Origin of the sequence: Chryseobacterium vaccae, from assembly GCF_009602705.1 — a bacterium.
GTDB classification, from domain to species: Bacteria; Bacteroidota; Bacteroidia; order Flavobacteriales; family Weeksellaceae; genus Chryseobacterium; species Chryseobacterium vaccae.
Genome location: NZ_VSWH01000001.1, coordinates 3682065 through 3697487 on the forward strand (window position 1 = coordinate 3682065; position 15423 = coordinate 3697487).

General features: G+C 39.0%; 8 protein-coding genes. All 8 read right to left on the reverse strand.

The genetic code is table 11. The annotated features are described in order from the left end of the window. Nucleotides 1-43: 43 nt before the first annotated feature. The 8 genes from FW768_RS16805 to FW768_RS16840 all read right to left on the reverse strand — a co-directional run bounded on the left by FW768_RS16805 (nt 44) and on the right by FW768_RS16840 (nt 14928). A complete protein-coding gene (locus FW768_RS16805) occupies nt 44-2305 on the reverse strand; it encodes a T9SS type B sorting domain-containing protein (protein ID WP_153397383.1) in 2262 nt (753 codons plus the stop codon). Between the two features lie 450 nt (nt 2306-2755). Beyond that, nucleotides 2756-5005, reverse strand: coding sequence for a T9SS type B sorting domain-containing protein (locus FW768_RS16810; protein WP_153397385.1), 2250 nt, complete (start codon nt 5003-5005; stop codon nt 2756-2758). Between the two features lie 163 nt (nt 5006-5168). Beyond that, entirely contained in the window at nt 5169-5645 is a 477-nt protein-coding gene (rnhA, locus tag FW768_RS16815; RefSeq protein ID WP_153397386.1) for a ribonuclease HI, read from the reverse strand. 21 nt (nt 5646-5666) lie between these two features. Next, nucleotides 5667-7256: a replicative DNA helicase gene (dnaB, locus tag FW768_RS16820; RefSeq protein WP_153397388.1), complete on the reverse strand. Its 1590-nt coding sequence runs from the start codon at nt 7254-7256 to the stop codon at nt 5667-5669. A 153-nt stretch (nt 7257-7409) separates the two neighbouring features. Continuing rightward, on the reverse strand, nt 7410-9527 hold the full coding sequence (locus tag FW768_RS16825; RefSeq protein ID WP_153397390.1) for a T9SS type B sorting domain-containing protein: 2118 nt from the start codon (nt 9525-9527) through the stop codon (nt 7410-7412). A gap of 104 nt (nt 9528-9631) precedes the next feature. After that, nucleotides 9632-11710 (reverse strand): T9SS type B sorting domain-containing protein, encoded by a 2079-nt coding sequence (locus tag FW768_RS16830; protein ID WP_153397392.1) that lies wholly within the window; start codon nt 11708-11710, stop codon nt 9632-9634. 177 nt (nt 11711-11887) lie between these two features. Continuing rightward, nucleotides 11888-12493 (reverse strand): tetratricopeptide repeat protein, encoded by a 606-nt coding sequence (locus FW768_RS16835; RefSeq protein WP_153397394.1) that lies wholly within the window; start codon nt 12491-12493, stop codon nt 11888-11890. A gap of 344 nt (nt 12494-12837) precedes the next feature. Next, nucleotides 12838-14928, reverse strand: coding sequence for a T9SS type B sorting domain-containing protein (locus FW768_RS16840; RefSeq protein ID WP_153397396.1), 2091 nt, complete (start codon nt 14926-14928; stop codon nt 12838-12840). Nucleotides 14929-15423 lie beyond the last annotated feature (495 nt).

A 15423-nucleotide genomic window follows, 5' to 3' on the forward strand; every position in this document is an offset into this window, starting at 1 on the left:
CGTTTCCGAAGTGATTTCAAATATTAAAACTGATAATGATGAATTATTCTCTATTCTTTACCATGATCCATCCTGAGAATTTTATTGGGGTTCTGTTTTTGTTATTTTCATTCCATGTTACAGAATACCAGTAATTTCCGGTAGGGACTTTTTTGCTTCCATTGGTGGTTCCGTCCCATCTGTACTTGTTGGATTTGTCTGCAAGGAAAAGTTTGTATCCGTATCTGTCAAATATTCCTATTTCCAGATTGAGCTTTCCTGCCAGTGCAGAATAGTCAATAGCATCATTTACACCGTCTCCGTTTGGAGTAATTACATTGATAAGATTAGGTACGGTAATATTGACGATAATAGGATCACAATCATAGCTGTCTTTAACGTATATTTTGGTTTCTCCTCTGGCCACATTGGTGAAGATATTGGACTCCTGCCAATGTACATTGTCCATTGAATATTGGTACGGAGGAGTTCCGCCATTGGTGAAAACGGTCACTGTACTTCCTGAAATGTCAATACTGGTTACTACTGGCTGTTCGGAAGCATAAACTTTTACTGTTTGTGTAGTAATACAACCTCCTGTATTCAGTTTTACCCAATATGTTCCAACGCCTACATTGCTGATAGACGGTGTGGTTGCTCCTGTGCTCCATTCATAGCTACTGAATCCTGGTCCTGCATCCAGCGTTGTCTTATCTTCAATACAGATAATCTTATCTTCTAAAACATTGGATTTTACCGGAGCAATAACTGTCAGAGTGACCTTTGCAATAGAATAGCAGCCCTGTGTATTGAAAACTTTTACATAGATGACACCGCTTGGAGCCGTATAAGCAAGGAAGTTTAAAATTTCATTGGTTCCGTCAATGGCATCTGTCAGAGAAGGATAGTATTTTTTAGTAGCTCCTGTTACTGTGGTTACCGTAGCATTACTCAGGTTGAATGTTCCCAGTGAAGGATTGGCTTCAAGGAAACATGATCTTAAAGGAGCATCCGTTACTGTTACTATTGGATGAAGGTTTAATGTTATTTTTGATGTACTTACGCATCCTTGGGGGGTAGTTACCTTTACGAATATGGTTGCAGCTCCGGAAGCATAAGCGGTAGGGTTGGGAATTTGATTGATCCCTGCATTCAGATCATGCATTGTATTGTAAAACTCTTTAATACATCCCGGAATGTTGGTGACTGCTGCGGAGGTAAGATCAAATGTTGCGGTTCCCGCATTGTTGTTATTACATCCTGTTAAGGTAGCATTGTCTGCTGCAAATGGAGTTGGATTCAGTTGTATGACGCCATCTCCGTTGTCACACAGGGTAGAGCTGGGATCTTTGATCACCACTTTGATTGTTGTATTTCCAGAATATTGGAAGCTGGTAGGATTGGAAATAGGAGTAGAGCTTCCCAATACATAATAGGTGAAAACATAATTGCCAGGATTATTAACAAACTGGGCATTATAAGAAGTAAGGTCTACAATGCCGTTTCCTGTAGCAGGATTGGTGCAGACAAAAGGAGTTACCGTATTGTTAAGAATAGGAACTTTATCTACATAAACTTTTACATTTTTAATGGAATGTCTGGCACTTGCACCTCCGGTGGCTGCCGAGAATCCAAAATATCCCTGAGACATTCCCACTGCTCCTCCTGACGGAGCAAAAGATTGATCAACAATCTGTACGCCGTTGATTTTAATCTTAATAATCCATCTGTCAGGGTTGATAAGATCTGTTTCGCCGTTTACTTCTACGTGTCTAAAATCTGGTCCAACAAATGGCTGGGTAGGATTCAGATCTGGAGAGTGAAATGTACTTCCGGGAGTGTTGTTAAATTCGATATTGTTTCCGGCGGTATCATTCGTTCCATACAAAAGATGTACTTTGCTCATCTGGCCTTCTGTGGTATTGTTGAAAATATCAAAACCAACCATTAGCCCTGATGCATTTCCGGGAACTCCCAAACCTCCTCCTGAAACGAATCCTGTAGGGGGATTGGCAAGATACCAGAAGGTGAAACCGTCACCTCTTCCGAATTGGGTGGTTCCGTTTCCGTCAATTCTAAAGTCGAATTCCACTTTCCATTTGTCACAATAGCTCAATGTAATGGGAGTGGCTAATTTTATGGCTCCATACAGGCTGGTGTTATCTGTGGTAAGTCTTATAAAATCACCACTGACTGCTGCGTTTGATACAAGATCCCACCCGGTAGTATTTACAGGATTGCCTGTAAGCTGGTAGGTTTGAGAAAACGTTTGCCCTGAGAAGCCTAATAAAATGGTTAAATAATAAAAGAGTAGTTTTCTTTTCATGAAGTGGATTAGTTTTGGGTTGTACTTGTAAATATATTTATTTTGGTTCGTGATATGTAATGTATAATTGTCAATTACATAATATAAATTGTCAATTTGTTAATTAATTTAATGTATCTATGAGAAATGGATAAATAAATTAACGTGAGTCGGGATGAGAATTTTTGATTTATAGAGCTTGGAAGCTGGGGATGGAAGAGGGAGGTTCTGAAGGTCATCAATAATAGATTGCCATCTTTTTTAGCTAATTTGATTTTACAGAGGTTTTCAGTATTTATAGTCAAAAGTGACTTCCAACCTCCTTCTTCCATCTTCCAACCTTTTATATTTAAACTTCCTTAACCCGAACTACGGTTAAATTAATAAGACTGTGTTAGTTTGCTTAGATACTTTTTAGTTTTGCTTATAAAAAAATCACTCCAGGGGAGGAGTGATTTTTATACGGGACAATTATTCTCTGTTTTTTACCAATATCCAGCCAGAATATTTTGTAGCGGTATTGTTCTTGTCATTTTCATTCCATGAGATGCTGTACCAGTAAGTTCCTGTAAGGATCTTTTTTCCTGATGCTGTTCCATCCCATGTGAAGTTTCTCATTTTATCGGCTTCATATAGTTTATTGCCGTATCTGTCATATACGGTGAACACCAGATTCTTCTTGTAAGCAAGTATAGAGTAGTCAATTACGTCGTTGATGTTGTCCCCGTTAGGAGTGATGGCATTGATCAGATTTGGAACGGTGATCTGTATCGCTACAGGTTCACAGTTATAGAAATCTTTTACATGTACTTTAGCTTCTCCTCTGTGCAGTCCTGTGAAAGTATTTGAATCCTGCCAGTTGAGGCCATCCAGAGAATATCTGTAGGGAGGAGTACCTCCTGATACATTCACTATAACGGTTGTATTGCTGATCTCTATACTGGTAATAACAGGATTAGCAGAAGCAATGACCTTAACTAATTGGGTGGTGATACAGTCACCTGTTTTTAACCTTACCCAATACTGGCCAACACCCACTCCTTGGATAGAAGAGGTTTTTGCTCCTGTACTCCATTCATAGCCATCGAAGCCTGGGCCGGCATCAAGATTGGTTCTGGCATCCACACAGATGATTTTATCTTTTAAAACTGAGGATCTCACCGGAGGAAGTACAACAAGGTTGATTTTTGCAATGGCAAAACATCCATTGGTATCTGTTATCTTTACAAATACAGCGGTGCTTGCGGACATATACAGATTGGGATTCATGATCTCGTTGGTACCAGCCAGAGCATCTGCGATACTTGTATAATATTTTTTTGGCGGATCTGTTAATGAAGTTACATCAGCAGAAGTAAGATCAAATATTCCATTCGTAACATTGGTTTCTATGAAGCAGGACTCCAGAGTGGCTTCTTTTACAGGTGTATCCGGGTAGAATGTAAGATCGATTTTAGCTGTTCCTGTACATCCCAGAGGAGTTGTTACTTTTACATATACTGATCCGGCGGGAGACAGATAGCTGGAAGGATTCGTAATTTCGTTTGTCCCGGCATTTAAGTCATTGAGGGTTCTGTAATATTTTTTGCTAACACCCGGAACACCAGTTACGTTGGCGGATTCAAGATTGAAAATTGCCTTTCCTGATTTATTGTTATTACAGGCGGTAAGGATTCTGTCGTTAGCAGTGAATGGTGCAAGTACCAGCTGAATCTTTCCATCCGGGTTATCACACAATACTCCGGCGTTGTCTTTTACAATAACAGTAACGGTTGTGTTGGCGTTGAACTGAAAGTTTGTTGGATTGGTTATCGGTGTTGATCCCTGTAAATAGGTGAAGGTATACGCTGATGGATTACTGACAAACTGAGAGTTGAAAGTCGTTAAGTTTACAGATCCGTATCCGGTACTTGGATTCGGGCAGAAAGACTGTGTAGCAGTAGGCTGAAGAATAGGAACTTTATCTGTATAGATTTTTACATTTTTAATGGAATGTCTGGATCTTGCACCTCCTGTAGATGCTGAAAAACCAAAATATCCTATAGTCATTGCGGCAGCAGCACCTGAAGGAGTAAAAGACTGGTTGCAGATTACATTATTATCAATTTTTATCTGTACAATCCAGTTAGCTGGAGCTGCCGGATCTACCTGAGCCGTTACTTCAACGTGTTTGAATGTGGTACCCTGAAAAGGCTGGGTTGAATTCAGATCCGGTGAATGAAAAGAGCTTCCCGGAACATTGAAAAATTCTACATTATTCGTGTCGTTTGTGTTAACAACCTGCCCGTAAGCAACATGTACTTTGCTCATTGTTGCAGCGGTTGTATTATTATAACTGTCAAACCCTACAATAAAACCAACTGCATTTTGAGAAACTCCAATACCGGCACCTTGTACACTTGTAGCCGGGGGGTTTGCTAAATACCAAAAAGCAATTCCGTCTCCATTGGCTGTCTGGTTAGAATCCATTCTGAAATCAAATTCTACTCTCCATTTGTCACAGTATTTCAGATTGATAGGATCGTTCAGCCTGATCGATCCGGATTGGCTATTGGTATCCGGTGTCAGTTGTATAAAATCGCCATTAACCTGGGTGGGTGAAACCATGGTCCATCCTGTTGTATTTACCGGATTTCCAGCAAGTTGATAGGTTTGAGAAAATAGAGCTCCTGGTAAAAAACATAACAGGAGAAAAATATAAGACAATAAATTTTTATTCATTGAATCAGATTTATTTTTATTAGATGTGTAAATATATTAAATCCTGATTAATAAATATAATGTTAATTTTACTTATAATGATATAAAATATTCAAAATATAGTTAAAGCTTAGATGAAATAGTGAATGTTTTCAATTCAATTTTAGAATTGATAAAAATTAAATCAAAAAAGTGTATTGTTTTCCAGCCCTTCAAAATAATTGTCAACTTCTAAATCTGCAGAAGCCGCGGCCGCCACGGCCAGTTTATCACATAATTCATTCTCAAAATGCCCTGCGTGCCCTTTTATCCAGTGCATTTTTGGGGTATGAATTTTATAGAGTTCTGCAAATCTTTTCCAGAGATCCGGATTTTTTACATTTTTCCAGCCTCTTTTAATCCATCCGGAAAGCCAATTCTGATTGATGGCATCGGCAACATATTTACTGTCTGTATAAACATGGATATCATTTTCTGTTGATTTCAGTTTTTCCAAGGCGGTAATCACAGCAAGAAGCTCCATTCTGTTGTTGGTGGTTTTTCTGAAACCTTTGGAAAAAGTTTTCTGATAATTTTTTTCAGGCACACGCATGAGAATGCCATATCCTCCTTTTCCGGGATTTCCGCTACAGGCTCCGTCAGTGTATATTTCGATTTTCAAGTACTTTACAAGGCTAAAAAATTAGAAAGGGAAATCATCATCATCATCAAAATCATTCATGGATGATCCTGAAAGTTTTGAACTATCCGGAAGATCAAATGCTGCTCCAGGCTGAATAGTGGTTTTTATCTTGTCAAATCCACTAGGTTCATTAGATCCGAAATTAGACGGATATCCTCCTGCACCCCCGTCAAGAGCTGCTTCAATATCTCCGAATTTTGCAAAATGTTTCAGGAAGGACAATCTTACATCTGCAGTTGCACCGTTTCTGTGTTTTGCGATGATCAGCTCAGCCTGATTTTCAGTAGAGGTTTCCTGTCCTTCTTCGTCATTATCCCATACCGTAATCTTGTAATATTCAGGTCTGAAAATAAATGATACGATATCCGCATCCTGTTCAATCGCTCCGGATTCCCTTAGATCGGAAAGCTGAGGTCTTTTTCCAGGGCGTGTTTCCACGCTTCGTGAAAGCTGGGAAAGTGCAATTACCGGGACATTTAATTCTTTTGCGATGGCTTTTAATGAACGGGAGATCATAGAGATTTCCTGTTCACGGTTTCCTACGCCTTTCCCGCCGCTGCCGGCCGTCATCAGCTGAAGGTAATCCACCATGATCAGTCTTACGCCATGCTGCATAACCAGTCTTCGGCATTTGGCACGGAAGTCAAATATAGATAGGGAAGGGGTTTCATCAATATACAGTGGTGCGTTTTCCAGTTCAGATACATTGGAAAATAGTCTCTGCCATTCTTCATCATCAAGAGTTCCTTTTCTCAGTTTTTCAGATGAGATTCTGGTCTCTGATGCGATCATTCTGGTGATAAGCTGTACGGATGCCATCTCCAGAGAGAATAATGCCATAGGGATTTTATGTCCTACGGCGATATTCCTTGCCATGGAAAGAAGAAAGGCCGTTTTACCCATCGCCGGACGTGCGGCAATAATAATAAGGTCGGAATTTTGCCAGCCCCCCGTTTCTTTATCTACATCCCTGAATCCGGACGGAACTCCCGAAAGCCCTTGTTTGTCTTTCAGAGATTTGATGGTGTCAATAGCTTGTTTTACCAATGAGTTGGCGGTGTCAAAACCTTTTTTGATGGTTCCGTTGGTGATTTCAAAGAATGACTGTTCAGCTTTGTCTAGAAGTTCAAATACATCGGTAGATTCTTTATAGGAAGAGTCAATCACATTAGCTGAAACATTGATGAGACTTCTTAAAATATATTTTTCAAGAATAACACGTACATGGTATTCAATATGGGCGGATGAACTTACTCCCATAGTGAGATCAATGATATAATGATCACCCCCCGCCTGAATGAGCTTATCTGTTTTTTTCAGGTCCTGGATAATGGTCATTAAGTCTACAGGGTGATTGCCTTCGTAAAGCTTTAATATCGAAGAAAAGATAATCTGATGTCTTGGGTCGTAAAAAACTTCCGGAGTAAGAAGGTCAATAGAGTGGTCCAGACCTTTTTTGTCAATTAAAAAAGTTCCGATTACCAGTCTTTCGAAGTCTACTGCATTAGGAGGCATTTTCCCATCCGCAATTGACAGTTCTTTTGCAAAGTTTCCGTGGGTAAGGGATGATAATGTTTCTTTCTGCGCCATGGTGCAAAGATAGTTTATTTAAAAAATAATTTAAAGTGAGTATTTAACAAATTGTTCACAATCTTTCGGAACAGGCTGTTAACAGAAGATAAGGTTTGTGGATAAAAAAATCACCCCATTGCTGAGGTGATTTTCCGGATATTTTAAAGTTGTTTAATCTTTATTTTTTAACAGTATCCAGCCTGAATATTTAATTTCAGTGCTGTTTTTATCATTTTCGTTCCATGATATGGTGTACCAGTAGGTTCCTGTAGGGATTCTTTTGCCAAATGCCGTTCCGTCCCATTTGTAGCCTTTAAATTTGTCTGCTTCATGCAATTTGTTTCCGTATCTGTCATAAACAATGAAGATCAGATTCTTTTTGTAAGATAATGCGGAGTAATCAATCTCGTCATTTACTTTATCTCCGTTCGGAGTAATTGCATTAATCAGGTTAGGTACTGTAATGGTGATATGGATCGGGTTACAGTTGTATGAGTCTTTTACATATACTTCATTTTCCCCTCTCGGAAGTCCTGTAAATGTATCAGAATCCTGCCATGTTAAACCGTCTATTGAATATTTATACGGTGCTGTTCCTCCGGTAACATTTACTTTGATTGTATTGTTAGTGATTTCCACACTAGAGATAACAGGCTGCTGAGAAGCACGTACCGTTACCATCTGAAGAGTGAAACATTTTCCGGTTTTCAGTTTTACCCAGTGTACTCCTATTCCTACATTGCTGATGGACTGTGTCTTTTCACCAGTGCTCCATTCGTATCCGTCAAATCCAGGTCCTGCATCCAATGTTGTTTTGGCTTCAGCACAAATTGTTTTGTCTTTCAATACGGTAGATTTTACCGGAGGAAGTACTGTAAGTGTGATTTTAGCAATTGAGTAACATTGAGTGGCATTCGTTACCCTTACATAAACTACTGTACTTTCAGTCATGTGATTTTCAGGATTTTGAATAGCATTTGTTTCTTCAACGGCGTCCTCTAACGTTTTGTAATATTTTTTAATATCTGCATCAAGTGCACCAACATTTGCAAGGGTAAGATTGAATACAGATGATGTAGTATTATTTTCAAGATAACATTCTTCAATAACAGCATCTTTAAGCTTCACAACCGGATAGAATGATAGTCTGATAGCGGCTATAGCTGTACATCCATGCACAGAAATTAATTTTGCATATACTATTTTTTCATTGGAAACATAGTTAGCCGGGTCAGTGATCTCATTCGTATCTGCGTTCAGGTCAGCCATGGTAGGGTAGTACTTCTTCGTAACCGTACCTGTGAATATGTCTGCGGTAGTCAGATCGAATTTTGCTGTGCCTTCTTCCTTGTTATTACAACCTAAAACGGTTGCGTCCCTGCCGGTAATTTTAACTTCTTTAAATTTAAAGCTTCCTGTAATGAAACATTTGTTCAGTGCATTGTTTGGATCATCAGGGTCAGTATACTTTACTCTGTAGAAATAAGTAGATGTTCCATTTACAGTAATAGGAGTTTCGATAGGGGCATCACCTGTAAGAGCATCGTTGTTATTACGGTGGTACGTTACAGAGAAATGTTCATTACCATTGACAATATTATTACTAAGAGTAGTAAAATCATATAAAGACGGAAGTGAGCAGATTGGCACTTCACGAGGAGAAGTAGGGGTTGGCCCCGCTCCTCCCGGAGGAAGGAATGGATTAGGAGAAAGTGTCGGGTGGTTGAAAGGTGATGCTAAAGTAGCTGTTCCTCCCCAAGTTAATGAGAACCCTAAAGTATTATGACTGAAGTTGTCTACCAGTAATACATAAGTCTGGCCGGCTACTACATTCATTGGAGCTTCGTAACTACCGTTAGGTGCAGGGGATGCCAATCCTGTAGGATAAGGCCAGTCTCCTGTTCTGGGTGCGTAGTTACAACGAATAGGAGATCCTAAACTCTCGATACTTCCGCAGACAGGGCTTGGTCCCCATACAGCCCAGTCGTAATCTGCACTGTTGGCATCATTATGAGGTCCGTTCGGGTCAACATTTGGGGTGATTTCAAATGTAAGAGTACCGGATTGTCCTATCGTAAACGAATACCATACGGAAAAGTGCTCACCATCTTTTAGGCAAAGGTTGGCAGGAACATTCGGTGGTTTTGGTATGTCTACAACAACCCCTGGTCCTTTAGGGTCATACGAGATATTCGAGTTCCCACAGACCGGAATTGCAGTGACGCAGTCGGACTGCGAGTAAAATACCTGCGATAGAAATAGGATAAAAAGAAGTAGTGTTTTTTTCATTTTTAAACGATTTTTTAATGAAACAAGTTAAACAAATAATTTGATTCAGCATTTATGTTGAAAAAACCGCCCCGTAGAGCGGTTTTTTATGTTTTATTAAAGAATTATTCTCTGTTTTTTACCATTACCCATCCTGAGAATTTAAACGAAGTATTCTTTTTGTCGTTTTCATTCCAGGTTACAGAGTACCAGTAAGTTCCGGTTGGGATTTTTAAACCTCCTACGGTTCCGTCCCATTTGTATCCGTTGGTTTTATCAGCCTGGTGGATTTTTGTTCCGTATCTGTCAAAGATACTGAATATAAGGTTTTGTTTACCCGCCATAGCAGAATAATCGATCACATCATTTACGCCGTCTCCGTTTGGTGTGATTACATTCACAAGGTTAGGAACTACTACACCTATTTCAAGAGGGTCACAATCATAAGCATCTTTTACATAGATTTTGTGATCGCCTCTGGATAAGTTGGTAAATACATTAGAGTCCTGCCAGTTGATGTTATCCATAGAATATTTGTAGGCCGGAGTTCCTCCGATCACGTTCACTGTGATGGTATTGCTGCTGATATCAACATTAGATATCACCGGCTGTTCAGAAGCATATACTTTTACCTTTTGCAGAGTGATACATCCTCCTGTATTCAGTTTTACCCAGTAAGTTCCTACTCCCACGTTGCTGATGGATTGTGTAGTCGCTCCTGTGCTCCATTCATAGCTGGCAAACCCAGGTCCTGCATCCAGAGTAGTTTTATCTTCAATACAGATAATTTTATCTTCGAGAACATTAGATTTTACCGGTGCAATAACCGTTAAGGTCACTTTAGCAATGGCATAACAACCCTGGTTGTTGAATACTTTTACAAATACTACACCGCTTGGTGCTGTGTAAGTAAGCGGAGCTAAAATCTCATTAGTACCATCTATTGCATCTGTAAGTGAAGGGTAATATTTTTTCGTAGCGCCGAGTACAGTGGTTACTGTTGCGTTGGTAAGATTGAATTCTCCAAGAGAAGGATTACTTTCAAGGAAACATGTTCTTAAAAAAGCATCAGTTACAGTAACTACCGGGTGGAATTTAAGGGTGATCTCTGCAACATCAATACATCCGAATTGAGAAGTTACTTTTACGAAAATTTTTCCTTCCGCAGAAACAAACTGATACAGAGAGCTACCTGTAATTTCGTTAGTACCTGCATTCAGGTCGAACATAGTAGGGTAGTATTTCTTAGTTGCTGTTGGATCTCCAAATACATTGGCTGAGGTCAGATCAAACGTTGCAGTACCCGCATTATTATTGTTACACTGAGTAAGTGTGGCATCGGTAGCAACAATGCTTCCATCCTTAAATTTAAACTTACCGGTCTGCCTGCATTTGTTGATTGGGTTGTCCGGATTCGTAGGATCAGTATAGCTAATACTGTAATAGTAAATACCTGTAGTATTAATTGTAATAGGAGTGGTAATTGCATTGCTTTCGATCAGGGCGTCATTCTGGCTTGTATGATAAGTAATTCTGAAGTTAGGATTACCATTAAGTATACCTGTTGATAACGTTGAAAAGTCAAAAATCGCCGGATTGGTACAAACAATTACTTCTCTTGGATCTGCTGGATTTGCAGCCGGAATTCCTGGTGGATTGAATGGATAAGGCTGCACAGCAGGATCTGTAAACGGAGAAGATAGAGTAGCTGTTCCTCCCCATGATAATTGGAATCCGTTAGCAGTTTCCCTGTGATTGTTAATTACGATATAATAAGTCTGTCCGGGAAGTACATCAAGGTATTTAACCCATTTGTCTCCGCCCGCACCTTCTGTAGTATCGGTTGCAGTCATACTAAGGCCGGTATTTCCAGGGGTTCCTGAATATGAACAACGGATAGGACCTCCTAAATTACCACACGGCCTATTAGGACCATATACCCCGAAATCATAATCGTCGCCCTGATTATTAGGGACAATTTCAAAGGTAAGGGTTCCGCCTGTCTCTACAGTAAAAGAATACCATACAGAAAATGTTTCATCTACAGACAGACATCCTCCCAGTTCTTCTTCAATGTCTCCGTGGCCGCTTGGGGTGTAGGAAATATTGGAGTTTCCACAGACTGCCATTGCAGAGGTACAGTCTGACTGTGCATATAGGATATGCGAAAATATAATTAAGAAAACAAGTAATGCTTTTTTCATAAGGGGGGATTTAAAAAAACAAATATTTAAAACTGTTGAATTTTGAAAAGAACGTTGCTTTTTATTACTGTTTTTAAAGAAAAATTATAGATATATTGTATATCTTGAAATCCTGTCGGTGTTGAATCCGAAAACAGCAAGAGTTCAGCTTTTTGCGTTCTTACAATCATCTTATTATTAATTTGCTCCAACTAGCTGTTTGCCCCAGTTTGGACTGCCGGTAGAAGAGTTTGAAGTATTGAATTCTGCTGTTGCTTTTTGAAGCAATTTAATAGCTTCGGTTTTGTTGCCTGATCTTTCAGCAAGCTCTGCTTTTAAGAACGTAAGCCTTGGATTGTTTTTCAAAACCGTTTCTGCTTTTTTCATATATCCTGTAACCGTTTTTAGTTCCTTTTGAGGATCTGTAGAGGTCTTTATTCTGAATTTCTGAAAATGAATGAGACCTAAAAGGGTATTAATCTCGCCATTGTTCTTTTCAGACGCAAGAGCCTGAGTTGCCAGTTTATTCGCCAGTTCGTTAGATTCGCTAAGGTTTTTGTTAGGAGAATTTGACAGAAGGAAGTTGGTCTTCAGATACATGGTTGCAGCAGCATAATAATTAGCCTGCCACTTTTCAGAGGTGTTAGTTTCTGAAAATATTTTGAAAAGCGTGTCATAGTCATTTTCTGAACTGGCATCGTTAAGCTTCAAAACAGACTGTTGTAAAGCCTGATCTGAAAACACTTGGGCAGATGCCCAGGAGCCAGCCATGAGAAAGCCTAAAATTAATAAAAGTTTATTCATAAAGGGGAATTTTTTATTAAGCAAATATAGAAAATTATTAAAATTAAATTAAAGAATTTGTGATATATTTAATAAAATAAGCGTATTGTGGGTTTATATTTTAATATTACTAACTTGGGATTGGTGTGTGGAAATTTTCGTTTTTATTATTCTCATCCTTTTTTATAAAGATGAAAACAATTTTTTAGATAAATTATTGTGTAATGGATAAAACGTGTTGGAATTGATCCTTTTAAAGTTGAAATAGTACTGTATCACCTTGATGAAAATAAGCTAAAACGAAAAGACCGCTTCATATGAAGCGGTCTTTTCGTTTATAAAATCTGGTATTGGTTAAAATTAGGTTACTCTCTGTTTTTCACCATTACCCATCCTGAGAATTTAAACGAAGTGTTCTTTTTATCATTCTCATTCCAGGTCACGGAGTACCAGTATGTACCTGTAGGAACTTTTTTGCCGGTTACGGTTCCATCCCATTTATAGCCATTGTTTTTATCAGCTTGATGAATTTTTGTCCCATATCGGTCAAAGATACTGAATATGAGATTTTGTTTACCCGCCATGGCAGAATAATCGATCACGTCATTTACGCCGTCTCCGTTTGGCGTAATTACATTCACAAGGTTGGGGACTACTACGCCTATTTCAACAGGATCGCAATCATAAGCATCTTTTACATAGATTTTGTGATCGCCTCTGGATAAGTTGGTAAATATATTGGAATCCTGCCAGTTGATGTTATCCATAGAATATTTGTAGGCTGGAGTTCCTCCGATCACGTTCACTGTGATGGTATTGCTGCTGATATCAATATTAGACACTACCGGCTGGTCGGAAGCATAAACTTTTGCAGTCTGTGTGGTAATACATCCTCCTGTATTCAGTTTTACCCAGTACGTTCCTACTCCCACATTGCTGATGGACTGTGTAGTCGCTCCTGTGCTCCACTCATAACTGGCAAACCCAGGTCCTGCATCCAGAGTAGTTTTATCTTCAATACAGATAATTTTATCTTCCAGAATATTTGACTTTACTGGCGCAATAACCGTTAACGTCACTTTAGCAATTGAATAACAGCCTCGGGTGTCGGTTACTCTTATATATATTACGCCGCTTGGAGCAATGTATGTAAGTGGATTCAGAATTTCATTGGTTGCATTTTCAGCATCAGTAAATGACGGGAAATATCTTTTTGTAGCGCCGAGTACAGAAGTTACTGTTGCATTGGTAAGGTTAAATGAAGCGGTTGCGGGATTAGATTCTATAAAGCAGGATCTGAGACTTGTATCATTTACGGCAACTACAGCATAAAGATTTAAGTTGATTTTGGCTGTTGCAGTACATCCCTGCGGAGTGGTTACCAGTACATAAATCACATTTGTTGATGAAAGGTAAGCATACGGATTGGTGATCTCATTAGTTCCTGCATTCAGATCAGCCATGGTTGGATAATATTTTTTTACCGCTGTACCGTTTGGATCATTATATACGTTAGCGGTTGTCAGATTAAAAACCGCTGTTCCCGCGCCGTTGTTGTTACACATCGTCAAAGTAGCATCTGTAGCAACTATATTCCCCTGTTTGAATTTGAATTTCCCTGTCTGTCGGCAGGAATTTATCGGGTTGTTCGGATTGGTAGGATCTTCATAATGAACACTGTAATAGTATACTCCGGTAGTGTTCACCGTTTGAGGGGTCAGAATGGGATTGTTTCCGGAAAGAGCTTCGTTCTGGCTGGTGTGATAGGTAACAACGAAATTGGCATTACCATTTACGATTCCTGATGTTAAAGTGGAAAAATCAAAAATGGCAGGGTCCGTACAAATAACTACTTCTGACGGGTTGGCTGGATTGGCCGCCGGAACTCCCGGAGGTACAAATGGATGAGGGGTAATTGCCGGATCATTGAAAGGTGAAGCCAGGGTAGCGGTTCCTCCCCATGTAAGGGAAAATCCGTTTGTGTTGGCACTGTAATTATTTACCAGAAGGTAATAGGTTTCTCCAGGTAGTACATCCATGTACCTTACCCAATCACTTGTATTTCCTGTGCCGGCACCAGCAAAAGGAAAGGTTGTAGTCATATTAAGTCCTGTAGCACCCGATGTATATAGAGTATTACATCTTATACTATTTCCTTTATTGGCACAGGTTACGTTCGGGCCCCATACATAAAAGTCGTAATCTGTAGCCCCGGTTTGTAAAGGAGTGATCACGAAAGTCAGAGTTCCTGCTGTTGCAATAGTGAATTTATACCAAACAGAGTACCTTTCCTCATAAATTCCGCAGCTCCCGTCAGGTAATTCCTGAACTCCGGGTCCGCTGGGAATATAGGAAATATTGGAATTACCACAAACCGACATCGCTGTAATGCAGTCTTGCTGAGCGAAAAAGAGCATGGGTAAAAATAAAATTAAAAAGAGTAGAGTTTTTTTCATATCTGATTATTTAAAAATGTTAATTCATATAGGTTTTAGTTAATGGCAGCCTGTTTTTACAGGATTTATTTTCGAATAGTCTGGCCAACTATTGTATGTTTCTGAATCTCAAACTATTAATTTATAACAGATGATTCTGGAAATTCAGAATGTTTTTATCTTAATTTTATAAGGTGATGCTTATTAAACTAGTGTGAATTAACTATAGCCCTGGTAATCCCATAAGAAATGAATAATACCACTCCTGAAAGTTGAACGAATGGTTTAAATAACAAAAAAGGGCAGGCCGTTTTGCTATAGTATTTTCATTAAAATGAATATTTCCTGATCAAATATACTTAAAAAACACCTGTTGATTATCAATTGTTTAGTATTTTAATCTTTTTTTAATTATCAATGAATTACAGTAATACAAATTTTATCTTTTTATTAAAGTATAGCAAGATTTAATAACCGTAGATGAATTGTATTTACGTTAGAAGAAAAAGTAAAAGG

What these genes read in the sequence shown, in the direction of transcription:
- FW768_RS16835 (WP_153397394.1), bottom strand. Translation starts at nt 12,493, where the DNA reads ATGAATAAACTTTTATTAATTTTAGGCTTTCTCATGGCTGGCTCCTGG.
- FW768_RS16805 (WP_153397383.1), bottom strand. Translation starts at nt 2,305, where the DNA reads ATGAAAAGAAAACTACTCTTTTATTATTTAACCATTTTATTAGGCTTC.
- FW768_RS16830 (WP_153397392.1), bottom strand. Translation starts at nt 11,710, where the DNA reads ATGAAAAAAGCATTACTTGTTTTCTTAATTATATTTTCGCATATCCTA.
- FW768_RS16810 (WP_153397385.1), bottom strand. Translation starts at nt 5,005, where the DNA reads ATGAATAAAAATTTATTGTCTTATATTTTTCTCCTGTTATGTTTTTTA.
- FW768_RS16840 (WP_153397396.1), bottom strand. Translation starts at nt 14,928, where the DNA reads ATGAAAAAAACTCTACTCTTTTTAATTTTATTTTTACCCATGCTCTTT.
- FW768_RS16825 (WP_153397390.1), bottom strand. Translation starts at nt 9,527, where the DNA reads ATGAAAAAAACACTACTTCTTTTTATCCTATTTCTATCGCAGGTATTT.
- dnaB (WP_153397388.1), bottom strand. Translation starts at nt 7,256, where the DNA reads ATGGCGCAGAAAGAAACATTATCATCCCTTACCCACGGAAACTTTGCA.